The 16,850-nt window shown below is 69.4% G+C and carries 15 protein-coding genes; 10 read left to right on the top strand and 5 right to left on the bottom strand.

The annotated features are described in order from the left end of the window. Window positions 1-14 precede the first annotated feature (14 nt). Window positions 15-1,550, bottom strand: a complete 1,536-nt coding sequence (locus AN478_RS09295) for a hypothetical protein (protein WP_143004040.1) — start codon at window positions 1,548-1,550, stop codon at window positions 15-17. 252 nt (window positions 1,551-1,802) lie between these two features. On the opposite strand from AN478_RS09295, the gene AN478_RS09290 reads away from it, so the two are divergent. The 6 genes from AN478_RS09290 to mdoH all read left to right on the top strand — a co-directional run bounded on the left by AN478_RS09290 (window position 1,803) and on the right by mdoH (window position 8,162). Next, window positions 1,803-3,176, top strand: coding sequence for an arylsulfotransferase family protein (locus AN478_RS09290; protein WP_054966323.1), 1,374 nt, complete (start codon window positions 1,803-1,805; stop codon window positions 3,174-3,176). Further along, the gene (locus AN478_RS14135) at window positions 3,173-3,487 is read left to right on the top strand and encodes a hypothetical protein (RefSeq protein ID WP_074471204.1); all 315 of its coding nucleotides are present in this window, start codon (window positions 3,173-3,175) and stop codon (window positions 3,485-3,487) included. Before AN478_RS09290 ends, AN478_RS14135 begins: the two co-directional genes overlap by 4 nt. Before the next feature lie 57 nt (window positions 3,488-3,544). Then, window positions 3,545-4,285: a hypothetical protein gene (locus tag AN478_RS09280; RefSeq protein ID WP_054966322.1), complete on the top strand. Its 741-nt coding sequence runs from the start codon at window positions 3,545-3,547 to the stop codon at window positions 4,283-4,285. Between the two features lie 16 nt (window positions 4,286-4,301). Further along, a complete protein-coding gene (locus tag AN478_RS09275) occupies window positions 4,302-5,459 on the top strand; it encodes a sulfotransferase family protein (RefSeq protein ID WP_054966321.1) in 1,158 nt (385 codons plus the stop codon). Between the two features lie 221 nt (window positions 5,460-5,680). Continuing rightward, the gene (locus AN478_RS09270; protein ID WP_143004041.1) at window positions 5,681-6,088 is read left to right on the top strand and encodes a hypothetical protein; all 408 of its coding nucleotides are present in this window, start codon (window positions 5,681-5,683) and stop codon (window positions 6,086-6,088) included. 7 nt (window positions 6,089-6,095) lie between these two features. Beyond that, window positions 6,096-8,162, top strand: a complete 2,067-nt coding sequence (gene mdoH / locus AN478_RS09265; RefSeq protein ID WP_054966319.1) for a glucans biosynthesis glucosyltransferase MdoH — start codon at window positions 6,096-6,098, stop codon at window positions 8,160-8,162. A gap of 90 nt (window positions 8,163-8,252) precedes the next feature. Here the strand turns inward: mdoH and AN478_RS09260 are convergent, their stop codons facing one another. Beyond that, window positions 8,253-9,833, bottom strand: a complete 1,581-nt coding sequence (locus AN478_RS09260) for a glucan biosynthesis protein (protein WP_054966318.1) — start codon at window positions 9,831-9,833, stop codon at window positions 8,253-8,255. A gap of 246 nt (window positions 9,834-10,079) precedes the next feature. Next, window positions 10,080-11,477 (bottom strand): aspartate ammonia-lyase, encoded by a 1,398-nt coding sequence (locus AN478_RS09255; RefSeq protein WP_054966317.1) that lies wholly within the window; start codon window positions 11,475-11,477, stop codon window positions 10,080-10,082. Window positions 11,478-11,686: 209 nt separating this feature from the next. Here AN478_RS09255 and AN478_RS09250 point away from each other — a divergent pair, with 209 nt between their 5' ends. Genes AN478_RS09250 through AN478_RS09235 form a run of 4 tightly spaced genes read left to right on the top strand, consistent with a single transcriptional unit; the run spans window position 11,687 to window position 14,659 of the window. Further along, window positions 11,687-11,977 (top strand): c-type cytochrome, encoded by a 291-nt coding sequence (locus AN478_RS09250; protein ID WP_054966316.1) that lies wholly within the window; start codon window positions 11,687-11,689, stop codon window positions 11,975-11,977. 3 nt (window positions 11,978-11,980) lie between these two features. Beyond that, entirely contained in the window at window positions 11,981-12,493 is a 513-nt protein-coding gene (locus AN478_RS09245; RefSeq protein WP_054966315.1) for a TlpA family protein disulfide reductase, read from the top strand. Between the two features lie 58 nt (window positions 12,494-12,551). Further along, window positions 12,552-13,871, top strand: coding sequence for a TolC family protein (locus tag AN478_RS09240; protein WP_082432990.1), 1,320 nt, complete (start codon window positions 12,552-12,554; stop codon window positions 13,869-13,871). Then, window positions 13,868-14,659 carry an efflux RND transporter periplasmic adaptor subunit gene (locus AN478_RS09235; RefSeq protein ID WP_054966313.1) on the top strand — a complete coding sequence of 264 codons (792 nt, stop codon included), beginning with the start codon at window positions 13,868-13,870 and terminating at the stop codon, window positions 14,657-14,659. Before AN478_RS09240 ends, AN478_RS09235 begins: the two co-directional genes overlap by 4 nt. Before the next feature lie 152 nt (window positions 14,660-14,811). Here the strand turns inward: AN478_RS09235 and AN478_RS09230 are convergent, their stop codons facing one another. Then, a complete protein-coding gene (locus AN478_RS09230; RefSeq protein ID WP_054966312.1) occupies window positions 14,812-15,966 on the bottom strand; it encodes an NAD(P)/FAD-dependent oxidoreductase in 1,155 nt (384 codons plus the stop codon). Continuing rightward, window positions 15,959-16,849 carry an SAM-dependent methyltransferase gene (locus AN478_RS09225; protein WP_054966311.1) on the bottom strand — a complete coding sequence of 297 codons (891 nt, stop codon included), beginning with the start codon at window positions 16,847-16,849 and terminating at the stop codon, window positions 15,959-15,961. The genes AN478_RS09230 and AN478_RS09225 overlap by 8 nt, the downstream gene beginning before the upstream one ends. Between the last annotated feature and the right edge of the window lies 1 nt (window position 16,850).

The following is a 16,850-nucleotide window of genomic DNA, read 5'->3' as shown; positions in this document are numbered from 1 at the left end:
GGGCTTCCTTGCACCTAGGGGCGTGGCCGCGGGGAACCATCCCCAGACATATCACGGTCGTGGCCTCCTGCCAGCCCGGCGGGTTCGGGCGTTGCCGGGACCGGGGCCGGCTGACGGGCCCTGGCCGGGAGGCTTTGCCTGCCAGGCGGCAGGGCCAGGGCCGCCAGGCAGACCAGGACCCCGGCGCCCGTCGCCAAGCCTCCCACCCAGCGGTGGAAGGCGGGATTCGCCGCTTCCTGCGCGGGGAACAGGGCCAGCGGGGCCGCCACCGCCACCAGGGCGCCGCCGAGGGCCAGCAGGGCTCCCCGGGCCAGCCAGGGGCCCGGGCGCAGGCCGCGGGCCCGCAAGGCCCGGGCCGCCCCCAGGGCGGCGCCCACCCACAGCCACCAGCCCAGGACGCGCCCGGGCGAGAGCCCGCTGGCGTAGCGGACGCCCTCGGCGAAGGGGGCGAAGAGCAGTCGGGCCGGGGACGGCGGGCCCAGGGAGCCGGCCACCACCGGGGTGATCCGTCCGGGGTCGGGGGAGCGCAGGGCCTCCAGCACCCGCCGGTCCGGGGGGTTGTCGGTGCCCCCGGACCCGGGATGGACCAGGGTCCAGGTGCGCCAGGTGCCGCTCCAGCCGTGCCAGTCGCTGCTCGCCACCAGGGCGAGGCCGCGACGCCTGGCCTCCTCGAGGATGGCCCGTCGCGTATCCTCCGGGACATCCGGGTGGCCCAGGTTGGCGATCTCGAAGCCCTTCACGCCGGCCTCGGCAAGGTCGTTCACCGCCCCGGGGCTGAGCTTCCAGGCCAGGGCCAGGGCCGCGCCCCCGTGGCGCTCATGCACGGTCGTGAAGAAAGCGGCGACTTCCTCCTGGGAACGGGGCCGGTCGGGAAGGGTAGGGCCCGGTTCCACCCCGAGGCCCAGCACATGCCCTTGGGGCGCATTCAGCTCGACGCCCGGGATGACGCTCGGGAGGTTCGGGTCGCCGTTGTGCCCCGCGGCGCTGAAAGCGCCACCGGGGTCCTTGTGCTCCGTCACCGCCACCACGTCCATGCCCCGAGCCGCCAAAAGCTCGAGCCCGGGGCGGGGGGCAGGGAGGCCGTCGTGGGAAGCGTGGGTGTGCGTGTGCAGGTCCGCCACCACCGTCCCGGGGTCGGCCGCCTCCAGGCGCCAGTGAGGAAAGGGAGCCAGCAGGTAAAGCCCGACGTAAGCAAGGAAGATCAAGCCCGCCAGCGCGCCGCCCAGAACGGCGGCGAGGGGAAGGAGGGGGCCGTGCCGGGTCGCGTACCTCCACCCCAGCAGGCCGCCTCCCACCATGACCCATCCCAGGGTGGCGTAGACCGCCAGCCGGGGATCCGGAGCTCCCGCCAGGGCATGGCCCACGGCAGCGACGGGCTCCACCAGCACGCCGGTCCAGGGGTATTCCAGGGTGGCCCCGGCCACGGGCGCCCCGGTCCGGGCGTCGAAGGGGCCGTGAGGATCCACGGGGAGCAGGGCAAGAAGGGTCAGGACCACGGCCGCCCCCAGGCCCAGGACCTCCGCGCGAGCCCACCCCAAACGTTTCCGCAATTCCCGTTCTCCAGCCGGACCCCGTGTATCCCACCTTGGCCGGGGGGGGCGCGGACCGGGAACTCGGAGCAGTTCCTAAGGGATTCCTTTACCCGGCTCCGGCCGGGTTCCGGGGCTGTCTGTCCAACCGCGGAAGGGTGACCGCCTTCCGGGGGGAGGCTCGGTAATGTCCCTGATTGTTGGCGCATCGGGCAGCCAGCAAGGTGAGAAACGTAAGGGGGAAAGACGGGCGGCAAGGAAGGCGGCAAGGTATTGGACGCGAACAAGGTATTCTTCGGGCTATTCCTGTCTTCCCTGGTTTTCCTCGCCTTCGTGGGGGGCTCCCTGGCCACGGTGGCGGAGGTGTTCCCGGCCGAATACATCCGCAACGCCTATCGGGCTGCCAACGCCTTCGCTCTCAAGTCCACCAGCCAGGGCAGCCCCTACTGGTCGGACCTGTGGATGCCCACGCGGACGTCCAAGCAGGGGGTGGTGGCCCACGACCCGGATCGGGCCCGCCAGGGCCTGACCCTGTTCACCTCCGGTCACGGCCCGAAGGCCTACCTGCTGGATATGGATGGCGAGGTGGTCCATTCCTGGGAGCGGCCTTTCAGCGAGGTCTGGGATGATACCTCCACGGTGGCCGATCCCGTTCCGGACAGCCACACCTACTTCCGGAAGGCCCGGGTCTTCCCCGACGGCGACCTGCTGGCCATCTACATCGGCGTGGGCGACACGCCGTGGGGGTACGGGATGGTGCGGCTGGATCGGGACGCCCGAGTGATCTGGAAGAACCTGGACCGCTTCCACCACGACTTCGCGGTGGCCGAGGACGGCCGCATCTTCGGGCTCACCCACGCCTTCCGCCGGGAGAAGCTGGAGGAGGTCGATCACATCAAGCCCCCCTTCCTGGAGGACTCCCTGGCGGTACTGTCGCCCGAAGGGGAGACCACCAAGAAGATCTCCCTGGTGGAGGCCTTCAACGCCTCCGAGGAATACCGCCGGCTGCTCTGGCGGATCCCCTACTACAGCCTCGAGGATCCCCTCCACACCAACGGCGTGGACTACCTCGACGAGGAAGCCGCGGAGCGCCTTTCCCGCAAGGTCCCCGAGGCCGCCGAGGGGCAGGTGCTCCTGTCCTTCCGGGAGCTGGCCGGCGGCGCCCTGGCCCTGCTCGATCCGGAAACGGAGGAGGTGGTCTGGGCCCTGCGCGGTCCATGGCTCTCCCAGCACGATCCCGACATCCTGCCCAACGGCAACCTCCTGCTCTTCGACAATCGGGGGCATTTCGGGCCGGGCGACCGCTCGCGGATCGCGGAGGTGGATCCATCCACGGGGGGCGTGGTGTGGGCCTTTTCCGGAGACGAGGAACGCCCCCTGGAGAGCCGTATACGCGGGGCCCAGCAGCCCCTGGACAACGGCAACATCCTGATCACCGAGTCCAACGGCGGCCGGCTGCTCGAGATTACCCCGGACGGAGAGGTGGTGTGGGAGTACGTCAATCCGCGCCGCGCCATGGATGAAGACGGCAAGAGTTTCACCCCCGTGGTCAGCTGGGGGCAGCGCGTCACCCCGGAGTACCTTTCGTCGGGCTTCCGGGACCAATTCGGGGACAAACGGCTAGTAAAGGGACAGGGCCTGCAATGATCGGAAAAGCCGCGTTCGTGCCGCTCCTGCTCATGGCCGCCGGGTTCAGCGAGGCGGCCTTCGCCTATGTGGGGCCCGGTGCCGGGCTGAGCCTCCTCGGGGCCCTTTGGGGTTTGCTCCTGGCACTGGGGGCCGCCTTGCTGTTTCTCGTCCTGTGGCCCCTGCGCAGGATGCGGAGGCGGAAGAAGGAGCAGGCCCGGGCCGGGGAGGACACAGGTCCGGCTCAAGGAGAAGCTGAGCCGGCCGGACCCGAACAGGAGCACCGGTACGAAGAGACCGAGTCCGCCCGGGCCCGCCGGATGGACGAGTGACCGTGGAAGGCCGTTTGCCGAAGGCCCGGGCCCAGCAGGCAGGTGACTAGGCCCGTCATGGGAATCCTGGAGGCCCCCGCCCCCCTGTTCTCCTGGCTGGATGCCCAGATGGAGGGCCTGTTGCCGCCCTGGGGGCGGCTGGTTGCCTGGGGGGCGCTCGCCGCCCTGGTTTCCATGGGCCTGTATCGGGCCCTCTCGGCCCAGGGGCGTATCGCCCGGGGCAAACGGGAGCTGGCCCGGGCGCGGCGGGAGCTGGATGGCTATGACGGCGAGCTCGGGGGTGCCTGGCCCCTGATCCGGCACTTGCTTCGAACGGCCTTCGGGCAGGTGGGGCGGGTGGGCGGTCCGGCCGTGGCGGCCTCGCTACCGCTACTGTCCCTGCTGATCTGGCTGAGCACCGCCTACGGCTACGCCTACCCGCCGGCGGGGACCGAGCCGGAGCTCCGTCCCCGACCGGCGGAGCTGGAGGCCCGATGGCGGGAGGCGCGAAGGAACGGGACGGAGGAGCACGCGGCGCCCCGGGTTGTGGTTGCTGACGGCGAAGGCCGGGTGGTGGCGGAGGTGGCTCTGCGGGAGCCGGTCCCCATCCTCCACAAATGGCGTTGGTGGAATGCCCTTGTGGGCAATCCCGCCGGATACTTGCCCGACGAAGCGGCGGTGGAGCGGGTCGAACTGGAGCTGCCCCGCCAGGAGGTGCTCCCCCTGGGACCGTCCTGGGCCCGGGGCTGGGAGCTCAGCTTCTTCCTGGCCCTGATCGCCGCCTCCGTCGCGCTCAAGGTGCTGTTCCGCATCGAATAGGGGAAAGGCGACGGGCTTGGGAAGGGAAACGGCTGTCCATACTGGCTTCGAGGTGGACCCCTGGCTGCATGTCCTGGGGCGGTGGGCCAGCGGCCACCCCCGGTTCTGGACCCGCCTGGGGAACTGGGAGACGCGGTTGTTGCAAGAGCCGCTGGCGGATGTGGTGGTGGAGCGCCCGGTCTATATCGCCGGGCTGGCGCGATCCGGGAGCACTCTCCTCCTGGAGCTTCTGAACGCTTTCCCCGGGGTGGCCACCCACCGCTACCGGGACTTCCCCTTCCTGCACATCCCCTATCTGTGGAACCGCTTCCTCGATCGCGTTCCGCGGCGGGACACCCGGCCCCGGGAGCGGAGCCACCGGGACGGCATCACCATCACCCCCGAAAGTCCGGAGGCCTTCGAGGAGATGGTGTGGATGGCCTTCTTCCCGCTGCTCCATGACCCCGCTAGCAGCGACATCCTGGACGGATCCACCAGCCACCCCGGCTTCGAGTCCTTTTACCGCGACCATATCCGCAAGCTGCTCCTCGCCCGCTCCGGGGACCGCTACGTGTCCAAGGCCAACTACAACGTTACCCGCCTGGAGTACCTGCTGCGGTTGTTCGCGGACGCGCGCTTCCTGATCCCGGTGCGGGATCCCGTGTGGCACGTGGCCTCCCTGATGAAGCAGCAGCGCCTTTTCCGCGAGGGCCAGCGGGAGAATCCCCGGGCGGTGGGCCATCTGCGGCAGGTGGGCCACTTCGAGTTCGGCGCGGACCGGCGCCCCATAAACGCGGGAAACCGGGAGGCGGTGGAGGAGATCGAGACCCTCTGGAAAGAGGGCAAGGAGGTGGCGGGGTGGGCCCGCTATTGGGCGGAGATCCACACCTTCCTGGCCGACCGCCTGGCGGCCAACGCCGCCCTCCGGGAGGCCTCCCTCGTGGTGCGCTACGAGGAGCTGTGCGCCGCCCCGGCGGAGGTGCTGGACCGGATCCTGGACCACTGTGGCCTTCCGGCCCCCGAGGGGCCCCTGGCCAAGGCCGCCGAGCGGGTGCAGTTCCCCACCTATTACCAGCCCGGGTTCAGCGACGGGGAGCTGGAGATTATCCGCTCCCACACCGCGGGCCCCGCGGCCCGCCTGGGTCTGGGGAGGCAGGCGCAAAGCGCCGATCTGCTGGCGGGGAATACAGGTTAATCGCAGGCCCCTAATGGGTCTCACCCATTTATGGCGCACCCGGTGCGCCGCCATCTTTGAAAGGGGTGGGAGGTTCCGATGCCGGGCCGATCCGGAAAGCTCGGGCGGTTAAGCGCGGATTTATACCCGGGGTCCGAACGGTCTTGACCCTATCAGCGGAGGCGGTGGTGCCAAGGGATCAGGTAGCGCGAAGGATTCACGAATACTTGCACGCGTGCGGGGTGGAAGATCCCGTACGCCAACGAAAGATCTGCCGGCGAGTACGCGCGGGCCTGGAGGCCCGGACCGACGATCAGGCGCAGGGGGAGGGTGGCCCTCCCTTCCGCATGATCCAGCCCCTGATCGACCGGGCGCTGGCCGTGGAGGCCGGGCTACCGGACCCGGCGGAGGAGGCGGGCCCCCGGGGCTGCCAGCCCCGCCTGCTTCGGGGCGGGCGCTGCCACCGGCCGGTTTTGAGCAGCTCCCTCACATGGAAAGGGCCCACGCCCGTTCCCGTGCGGATGCATCCCCAGGATCTGAGCGCTTTGCCTTCCATGCGCCGGATAGGCCTCCCCATACCGCGGCAGGCGGTCTCCTGGTCCTGGGTCACCATAGGGAGCCTCGCCTTCGTCATCGTGGCCTTCTGGTGAACGGCCCATGCTGAGCGGCACCGCCTGCCATCGCCACCTGCGCCGTTGGACCCTCTTGCTGCTCATCGTCGCCACCACCGCGGCCGGTACGTGGGTCCTGTACGCGGTGCTCCAGGTGCAGGGGCTGCACCCCTTCGAGAAGGGACTGCTGGCCCTCTTCCCAGTTCTCTTTGCCTGGATCGCCACGGCCTTCTGGACGGCCATGGCGGGGTTGTGGGTGCAGGTGCGGGGCCGGGATCCCTGCTGGCTCTCCACGGCCGGCACGCCCCCTGGAGAGGCCGGCCGGGAGACCCGCATCGCCCTGGCCATGCCCATTTATGAAGAGGATCCCCAGCGGGTCCTCGCCGGCTTGCGGGCCACCTACGAATCCCTGCAGCAGACCGGTCAGGCCCACCGTTTCGACCTGTACATCCTCAGCGATTCCCGGGATCCGGAGACCTGGATCGCCGAGGAGCTCGCCTGGAACGCCCTGTGCGAGGCCGTGGACGGCTTCGGGAGCATCTTCTACCACCGCCGGCGTCATAATTGGGGCCGCAAGAGCGGCAACATCGCCGAGTTCTGTCAGACCTGGGGCCTGAACTACGACTACATGGTGGTGCTCGACGCGGACAGCGTCATGGACGGAGCAACCCTGGTGGAGATGGCCGCCCTGCTGGACGCCAATCCCAGAACCGCTTTGGTCCAGGTTCCGCCGGCCCCCGTCAATCAGGAGACCCTTTTCGCCCGCATCCAGCAGTTCGCGGGGGCGGCCTATGGCCCCCTGTTCGCCAACGGGCTGAGCTTCTGGCAGCTGGGGGAGGGCAACTACTGGGGGCACAACGCCATCATCCGGGTGGCCCCCTTCGTCCGGCATTGCGGGCTGCCCGAGCTCCCGGGCAAGCCGCCCCTGGGCGGCGAGATCCTGAGCCACGACTTCGTGGAGGCCGCTCTCCTCCGGCGCGCCGGCTGGCAGGTGTGGATGGCGCCGTGGTTGGGGGGGAGCTACGAGGAGGCCCCGCCGAACCTAGTGGAGCACCTCAAGCGGGACCGGCGCTGGTGCCAGGGCAACCTGCAGCACAGCCGGCTGCTGTTGGCCCAGGGGTTCCGGCTACCCAGCCGGGTCCATCTCGGCATGGGGATCCTCACCTACCTCAGCTCGCCCCTGTGGCTGGTCTTCCTGATCCTCGCCGGCGGCGAGGCCCTGCGCCGCAAGCATACCGATCCGGTCTATTTCCAGGAGGGGAGCCCCTTTCCGGTCTGGCCGCCCTCCTTCTTCCTGGAGGCGGCCACCCTGCTGGTGATCACCCTGGGGTTCCTGTACCTGCCCAAGCTGGCCGGCTACCTGCTGTTGCTCCGGGATCCCCGCCTCCGGGCCCGCTTCGGGGGCAGCGGGCCGGCGGGGATGAGCATGCTGCTGGAGAGCCTGTTCTCGGCCCTGCTGGCACCCATCCTGATGCTGTTCCAGACCCGGTTCGTGGTGGCCAATCTGCTGGGGCGGGCCGTGGGCTGGACCCCGCAGAGGCGGGAGGCGGCCGGGGCGGAGCTGTGGCCGCTGCTGGCGTCGGTGGGCTGGCAGACCCCCATCGCGGTGGCGGTGGGGCTCTGGGCCTACCTCAACCTGCCCACCTTCTTCCTCTGGCTGTTGCCGGTCCTGGCGGGGCCGTTGCTAGTGGTCCCCATCACGCTGTTTTCGGGGATGGTTTCCTGGGGGCGGGCGGCCCGGCGCCGGAGCCTGTTCCTCATACCGGCCGAGAGCGATTCACCGGCTGTGCTACGCAGGCTCAAGGAGCTCACCAGCAGCCTCACGCCGGTCCCCGGGGCGCCCCCCGCGGAGCGGGGCTACGTCCGCCAGGCCATCACGGATCCCTTCGTCAACGCCCTGCACGTCTCCTTGACCGGATCCGCGCACAAGCCCCTCAGCGAGCAGTATTACCTGGATTCCATGCTCACGAGGGTGCAGGAGCGGGGCCTGGAGGATCTGGGGGAGGCGGAGCTGCGGGTCCTGCTCAACGACGCGGACAGCGTGCAGCGCCTGCATGCCCTGGCCTGGGAGGAACCGGAGGCCGGAAAGGTTCGCCTGGCGGCCCCCGGGTGACGCGGACCCGGGCCGTGGAGCCATAGCTGCCGGAACGGTTGGCAGCCCGGTAGGGGCGCACGGGGCTCGGGGCGTAACGTCCGCCGGAGCCTAGCTCTGACCCGGGTTCCACTGGTAGAGCCAGGTCTCGGAGAGGGCCTCTTCCCCCAGGCGCAGGAAGCAGCGCAGGTCGATGGGCTCCTCGCCCTCCCACTCCAGATCGAACTTCACCCGCCAGGCATCCGTCTCCTCCATTGGCCAGACGGCCGGATGCAGAACCTTGCCCCGCGTGGCGGAGACCACCGGCTCCACCGGCGCGTCCTTTGCCAGGATGGGAAGATCGCCGCCCCGGAAGTCGATGACGAACTTGTGCACCTTGCCGTCGGGGCGGTCGCCGGGGGTGCCGCCCTGGCCGAGGCGGGTGGCCCCCACATGGGCCACGCCCATGCGGGGAACGGGGGCCTCCGGTCCCCAGAGGAGCCGGTAGGAGAACTCCAGCTCCTTTCCGGGCTTGACGGGTTCCTTGGGGTTCCAGAAGGAGACGATGTTGTCGTGGATCTCCTCCTTGATGGGGATCTCCACCAGGTGTACGTGGCCCTCGCCCCAGTCGTTCAAGGGCTCCACCCACAGGTTCGGCCGGCGGTTGTAGTAGACCCCGGCATCCTGATAGTGGCGGAACTCCCGGTCCCGCTGGAGGAGGCCGAAGCCGCGGGGACTGGTGTCCGTGAAGCTATTGAGGGCCAGTTCCTTGGGGTTCACGAGGGGACGCCAGACCCACTCCCAGTTCCCCCGCCACATGGCCAGGCCGTCGGAATCGTGGACCTCGGGGCGGAAATCGGGGGTATCGGGGGCGTCGTTCTCGCCGTAGAGGTACATGCTGGTGGCCGGGGCCACGCCCAGTAGCTCGATGGACTGCCGCGGATAGAGCGTGGACTCCACATTCATGATGGTGGTGGACCCGGGCCGGATCTCGAAGCGGTAGGCTCCGGTGATGCTCTCGCTGTCGAGGAGGGCGTAGACGTTTATGTGGTCCTGCCCGGGCTCCGGCCGCTCCAGCCAGAAGGCCCGGAAGAAGGGGAATTCCTCGCCCTTCGACAGCCCCGTGTCGATGGCCAGGCCGCGTGCGGACAGGCCGTACTGGAGGTTCTCGCCGACGGCGCGGAAGTAGCTCGCCCCCAGGAAGGAGACCATGTCCGGGGCGAAGTTCAGGAAGTAGTGGAGCCGGAAGCCCGCAAGCCCGATATCTCCCAGGTCCGTATCGGAGCCGAAGGAGGCGTCCTCGTAGTTGAACATTTCCGGGGAGAAGCGGATGGGTCGGACCTCGCCCTCCGCAACCTCGTAGATCTTCACGGGGTGGCTGTAGTAATGCCCCAGGTGGAAGAACTGGGTACGGAAGGCCCGATCCGAGTCGTACCAGAGGGCCTGTTCGGGTCGATAGCGGATGGAGGTGTAGCCTTCGTAGCCCAGATTGGAGATGGGCTCGGGCAGATCGGACTGGCGCGGCTGAAATGGTCGGTTGGACAGGTCGCGGGCCCGTTTCTTCACCTGGTCGAAGTCGAACGGGGTGCCGGGTCCCGGAGCCTCGGGTTCGGGTGAGGGGTTTTCCTGACCGCTGACCCTGCGGCTGGAGGCCCCCACAAGACCCAGGGAAGAGAGAAGAAAGCCGCAGGCAAAGAATTGACGTCGGTCCATGCCGGTCCGCCTATGTGGATCGCGGCCCGCCCCAAAGGAGCGGCCGCGCGTTCATCCAAAAGTTTCGTAGCTGAACCTCCACAGTAGGCCGGCGGAAAAACTGGAAAAAGGGGGGTGTCCGTTTATAGTCAAGTGGTTTCGGCGGGAAAAACGTAAAAATAGTCTACGGTCCCCCCGCCAAACGGGAATCGGAGCGGGGGGGAAACGGTTTTTTTCCGTCTCGAGGATGGCAGGAAGGGGGGACGCCTACAGGTCCACCTCCCCGGTTCGGGCGGCCCGCTCCACCATGGCCACGAACTCCTCCCGCGACAGCAGTCCGTGCTCGGCCACCAGGTCCGCCACCGGCATGCCGGTGCGCTCCGACTCCTTGGCGATCTCGGCGGCCTTCTCGTAGCCGATGGCGCGGTTCAGCAGGGTGGCCAGGCCCACGCTGACCAGGGCGTACTCCCGGGCGCGCTCCCGGTCGGCCTCCATGCCGCGTACGCCCCGTTCCGTGGTCGCCGTCACCGCGGCCGTGAGCCATTCCAGGGCGTCGAATAGGGCGGAGCCCAGGGCGGGCATCATGACGTTCAGCTCCATCTGCCCGGCCCGGCTCATGGCCTGGATGGCCGCGTCCTGTCCCACCACCTGGTAGAGGGTCTGGTTGAGCATCTCGAACATGACCGGGTTCACCTTGCCCGGCATGATGGAGGAGCCCGGCTGCACCGGCGGCAGGCGGAGCTCGGCGAGACCGGTGCGGGGGCCGCTGGATAGCAGGCGGATGTCGTTGCTGATGCGGGTCAGCTCCCCGGCGAGGGCGGCGATGCGGGCGGAGAAATGGGCCAGGTCGGCCATGGACTGCATGGCCGCGGCCATGTCCGGATGGGGGGTGATCGGCCGCCCGGTGAGCCGCGCCAGTTCCTCGGCGGCCTTCTCCCGGTAGCCGCGGGGGGCGTTCAGGCCCGTTCCGGCGGCGGTGCCGCCCAGACCGATGCGCTCCAGGGCGGAGCCGGCCTCCTCCAGGCGCCGCCCTTCCTCGCGCAGGGTCCAGGCGTAGGCCCCGAGCTCGTGCCCCAGGGTGGTGGGCACGGCGTCCTGGAGGTGGGTGCGCCCACTCTTGAGCGTGTCCCGCTCCCGCTCCGCCAGCTCCTCCAGGGCCCCGGCCATGTCGTCCACGGCCGCCCTGAGCCGGGGTAGCTTGGCCAGGGCCGCCAGCCGGATCGCCGTGGGAATGGTGTCGTTGGTGCTCTGGGACTGGTTGACGTGGTCGTTGGGGTGGACCGGGTCGTAGCGCCCCGGCTCGCCCCCCAGCTCCCGGTTGGCCAGGTTGGCCAGCACCTCGTTGGCGTTCATGTTGTGGCTGGTCCCGGCGCCCGCCTGGAACCGGTCCACCACGAAATGGTCCCGGAATTCCCCGCCGAGCACGCGGTCGCAGGCCGCCAGGATGGCCCCGGCGAGCCGGTCCTCGAGGGCGCCGCAGTCCCGATTGGCCACCGCGGCGGCGCGCTTGACGCGGACCGTCGCCTCCACGAAGTCCCCGTCCGGGCCGCGCCCGGAGATGGGGAAGTTGGCCAAGGCCCGGGCGGTCTGGGCCCCGTAGAGGGCGTCGACGGGGACCTCGAAGGACCCCAGGCTGTCGTACTCGGTCCGGGTGGTTGCGCTCAAGCCGCTGCTCCCTTTGCGCCGAAGGTCGGATTGGGTGGGGATGGAAATCGGGGTTCGGGTATTGTAGGCGCGACGGGGGTCGCCGCAAAGGCGCGACGGGGGCAAAGGTTGTCCGCGGCGGGGGGCTACCCTAGAATGGCCGTTCTAATGGATGTCGGATTCCTTTACAGCCGGGTCCCGGGCCCGGATCGCCCCACCGGAGGGATACCATGCGGAAAGCGATCGCGGTGCTCGCCGTCTCCATGCTCAATGCCCCGGCCTACGCCGACCTGAACGGCGACCCGAAGCAGGGCGAGGCGCTCTACCAGGAGCATTGCGCCGGGGCATGCCACACGGACAGCGTTCACAAGCGTGACGACGTGCGCGCCACCAATCAGGCGGAGGTGGTCTCCTGGATCCAGCGCCAGTGCACCCAGGCCATGGCGCAGGACCTCTCCATCCAGGATATCGAGGATCTCGCCACCTACCTGAACGACAAGTACTACCACTATGACGAATAAATCGTGACGGGAGGCCACCGTAAAGCCAGGATCGCCACGGTCCTCATCACCCTGGGCCTGATCGTGGGCCTTGCCGGGCTCGGCGCCTACGCCGTGTCCAGGGAGCAGGCCCCCGAGGTGGTCCTGGAGGGTCTCGACGGGGACAGTTTCCGCCTGTCGGATTACCGGGGGAAGCTGGTGCTGGTGAACTTCTGGGCCCCGTGGTGCCCGCCCTGCCGGCAGGAGATGCCCGATCTGCAGGCCTTCCACGAGGCCCACGAGGACACCGTGGTAGTGGGACTGGCCATCAACTACCGGTCCCGGGAGAATGTCGCCAAGATGGCGGACATGATGAACATCACCTACCCGGTGGCCTACGCCAGCCCCCAGACGGCCGAAAAATTCGGCTCCTTCCGCGGGCTCCCCGCCACCTACCTGGTGTCCCCGGATGGTGGGATCATCGGACACCATTCCGGCATCATGTCCCGCGAGGAGATGGAGGCCTACCGGGACCGGCATGTAGGCGGTGGTTCCTGATGGGCTATCCGGTTTACCGATCCCCCTTCCCATCAACACAGCTCGTGGGTGTGCGTGCATGAAACGTGGCGCTCGGCTTCGGGGCTCCGCCGCCCTGGTATTGGCCTCCCTGGCCGTTCTACCGAACTGGGGGTGGGCGGAGCGCCCCGCCGCGCTCCCGCAGGGGCCCCTGGATCTGGATCAGGCGGTCCGCATCGGCCTGGAGAACCATCCTTCCCTGATGGCCGCCCAGGCCCGCACCAAGGAGCGGGAGGCGCAAGTGCGCTCCGCCACTGCGGGTTACCGTCCGCGCCTCTACGCCGAGGGGATCCTTCGTCAGGGCCGCCAGATCGGCGGGGAGGACGAGGGGCGGTTCACCGATGACAGCGAGGCTCGGATCGTCCTGGAGCAGGACCTGTACGATTTCGGGGCCCGGGAGGCGGCCGGCCGGGCCGCCCGCTTCGAGCGAGAGGCCGCCGAGCTGGAGCTGTTCGACGCCCAGCAGCGGCGGGTACTCGCCATCCGGCGGCAGTTCTACGACACCCTCCTCGCCGATCGCCAGGTCCAGGTCTGGAACGAGGCCATGGCGGTGGCGTTCATTCGCTGGGATTACGGGCAGGGGCGGGAGGAGCTGGGGGAGATTTCCCCCGTGGAGCTGGCCAGGCTGGAGAGCCGCTTCCGCGATTTCCGGAGCAAATACCGCGGCGCCCAGTACGACGCCCGCCTCGCTCGGGTGCGGCTGGCCCATGCCATGGGCCTGGAGGACGCCATGCCCCGGGATCTGGTCCGGCCGGACCTGGACCTCGACCGCGAACTTCCGTCCGTCCAGGAGCTGCGGAACCGGGCTTGGCGCACGAATCCGCGCCTGATCGCGGCCCGGCAGCGCCTGGACGCCGCCCGGGCGCGCACCGAGCGTCGCAAGGCCCAGCGTCTGCCCCGAGTGGTCGGGGAGGTGGGGGCGCAGCGGTATTCCCGGCAGTTCGATTTTCGCAACGATGTGGAAGCCGCCATCCGCGTGGAGGCCCCCCTGTACGAGGGCGGGCGCCTGGGGGCGCGGGTGGAGGCGGCCCGGGCCGCCGCCCAGCAGGAGCGGGCCAGCTGGCTGGAGCTCCGCCAGCAGGTGGAGGAGAACATCTACGATGCCCACCTGGACGTCCAGTCCTGGCAGGAGCGGCGCGCCTACGCCGAGGCCCTGGTGCGCCACCGGGAGCTCAAGACCGATCTGGCCCGGACCGAATACGTGCTGGAGCTGGAGACCGACCTGGGCGACTCCCTGACCGAGCAGACCCGGGCCGAAATGAAGCTGGCCGAGGCGAAATTCGGGCTGGCCATGGCCTATGACCGCCTGGACGCGCTGGTCGGCGAGCCTCTCGCATCGAAAACGGAGAAACGACAATGAAGCGGGCTGTACTGGCAAGCCTGGTACTGTTGGCGTTGGGCCCGGTGGAGGCCGTCGGGCAGGCGGCGCAGGGTCCCTGGGAGGGACGCCTGGAAGCGCGCCGAGCCCTCTCCATGGGGGCCCAGGTGAGCGGTCCCGTGGCCGAAGTGGTGGTGGAAGAGGGGGACCGGGTGAAAGAGGGCGAGCTCCTGGCCCGGATCGATCCCTCCAGCTACCAGGCGGCGCTGGCGAAGGCCGAGGCCCGGCTGGAGCGGGCCGAGGCGGTGGCCAAGGAAAGCAGCCGGGAACTGGAGCGCCAGCAGAAGATCTATGATCGCGGGCTTTCCGCCCAGCACGACCTGGAGATCGCTCAGCGGGACGCCGACCGGGATCGGGCGGCGGTGGAAGAAGCCCGGGCCGCGGTCCGCCAGGCGCGCGTGGATCTCGGCTATACGGAGATCCGTGCCCCCATAGACGGCGTGGTGGTCAAGCGCAACGTCCATCCGGGCGAGACCGTAATCGCCAACCTGCGGCCGCCGCTGTTGTTCCGGCTGGCCACGTCGGCGGAGTCCCTGGATGTGGTGGTGAACGTGGGCGAGGAGCAAGTGGCCGGGCTCGGGGAGGGGGACGAGCTGGAGGTGACCTTCCCGGCCTTCGATCGGAACCCCCTCCGGGGCGAGGTGGTCCGGATCGGTCAGGCCCCCGTGGATGCCCAGCAGGAGGAGCCGCGCTACCCGGTCCGGGTGCGGGTGCCCAATCCGGAGGGCGACCTGCGCATGGGCATGCGGGCCCGGGTCGCCGCCCCGTAGTAACGCTCCGTCGCTTCCGTCCGCCCCGAAACGACCTTCCTAGGAGCCCGCTTTAGCGGGCGAACCTGGATCGGACCGAGCTTCGAAGCCGGTAGATGCTATCGCCCACTGAGGCGTGCTCGCACGGGCCTGACCGCGTGGGCGGGGCGTCCTCAGGAGACCGCGGCCTCGGGGTCGAACAGGAAGACCCTGCCGAAAACCCAGTCCCGGCGCAGCCGGTCGCTGCGGCAGATGCCCTCCACGATCCGCCCCTGCCAGGAGTGCGGGATCCAGCGGGTGGGGTCGAAACGGGGCGCCTTCTGCGGCCCGTACCGTTCCGTGAGCCGCTGGGGGTAGTCCTCCAGGTCCTTCGCCGCGAACCGGCCCCGCTCCAGGGCCGACCGCGCCACCGCCGCGGCGTCGCGGGCGCTCTCCACCGCCGGACGGATCCCCTCGCCGGAATAGTGGCGGGCCAGCCCCGCCGCATCCCCCACCAATAGGAACCGGTCCCCGTGGGCCTGGTTGGGCACCGAGTCGTAGATCTTGTAGGGGTGGCCGCGGAACTTGGTGAGGTCCGCCTCCAGTTCGGGAGTGAGTCGCCCCAGGTCCCGCAGTTTCTCCAGGAAGCGCGGATGGGCGTCCCGGATGCGGGGGTCGCCCAGGCGGCCGATGCCGATGTTGAGGAAGTCGCCCTTGGTGAAGTACCAGGCGTAGCCGTTGAAGTCCGGCTCCAGGAACAGCTCCGGCACCTCGAAATAGGGGGTATGGGCCTGGATGCGCTCGGCGCCCACCCGTGTCTCGCTCTCCAGGGTCACCACCATGCGCTCCTCCGGAGCGTGGGTGGTGAGCTGGCGGCGGATGGGGTCCTTGGATCCCCCCGCGCCGATGGCCAGCGGGGCCCGGTAGGTGCTGCCGTCCCGGGTGGTCACCTCGAAGGCCTCGGGCCCGGCCTCCACGGTGCGGATGGTCTCGTTGGCGAACCGCGCCCCCGCCTCCCGGGCCCGCTCAAGCAGGTAGTGGTCGAACTCGGCCCGGATGATGCCGTAGCTCACCGGGCGCCGGTAGTCGGTGCGGTAGGGGGTGTCGCCCACCCAGAGCACCGCCGAGGAGAAGGGGCTGATGGTGTGGGGGTAGGCCTCCGGATCCAGCTCCAGGGCGTCCAGGATCTGCGGGGTGATCCAGCCCGCACAGAGCTTGACCCGGGGGAACTCGGCCCCGTCCAGCACCAGCACGTCCACGCCCTGCCGAGCGAGGTCCCAGGCGGCGGTGGAGCCGCCGGGCCCGCCGCCGATGACCAGCACCTCGGCGTCGAATCCCTTCTCACTCATAGAGGTCCTCCCGGGTAAGCGGTACGGGGGCGAAGCGGGGCATGCGCTTGGACGACAGCACCTGGTAGAGGAAGATCTCCCCCTCCTCGAAATAGATGCTGCTCATGGCCAGGTAGAGGATCCAGGTGCGGTAGGTTTGCTCGTCCACGTGCTGGAGGCATTGGTCGCGGTTGCTGCGCAACCGCTCCACCCATTCGGCGCAGGTTTTGGCGTAGTGCTCGCGGAGGTTCTCCACATCCTGGACCTCGAAGCGGCTGTCCTCAAGCTGGGTGATGACCGTGGACAGTGAGGGCGGCTCCCCCTCGGGGAAGACACGGTCGCTGATCCACCGGCTGCCCGGGTTGGGGCGCCATTCCCGGCCGCGGGAGATGCCGTGGTTGAGGAACAGCCCGTTGTCCTTGAGGAGGCGGTGGATGCCCTCGAAGTACCGGGCCAGGTTGCGGTGGCCGACGTGCTCGATGATGCCGATGGCGCTGATGCGGTCGTACTGCTCCACACCCACCAGGTCCCGGTAGTCCTTGTATTCGACGAGCGCCTGGTCTTCCAGGCCCTCGCGCCGGATCCACTCCTGGGCGTACTCCGCCTGCTGGCGGCTCAGGGTGACGCCGTGGGCGGTGACCCCGTAGTGCTTGCAGGCATGCACCACGAAGGATCCCCAGCCGCAGCCGATGTCCAGGAGGGTCTGGTAGGGCTTCAGGCGCAGCTTGCGGGCGATGTGGTCGAACTTGGCCCGCTGGGCGTCCTCCAGGCTGGCTTCCTCGTGGGGGAAGTAGGCGCAGGTGTAGGCCATCTGCGGGTCGAGGAAGAGCCCATAGAAGTCGTTCGACAGGTCATAATGGTGGGCGATGGACCGGCGGTCCTTGGCGCGGGTGTGGCGGAACATG

This window comes from Thiohalorhabdus denitrificans (genome assembly GCF_001399755.1).
Classification (GTDB): Bacteria; Pseudomonadota; Gammaproteobacteria; order Thiohalorhabdales; family Thiohalorhabdaceae; genus Thiohalorhabdus; species Thiohalorhabdus denitrificans.
This window is presented reverse-complemented; position numbering and strand designations above follow the sequence as displayed.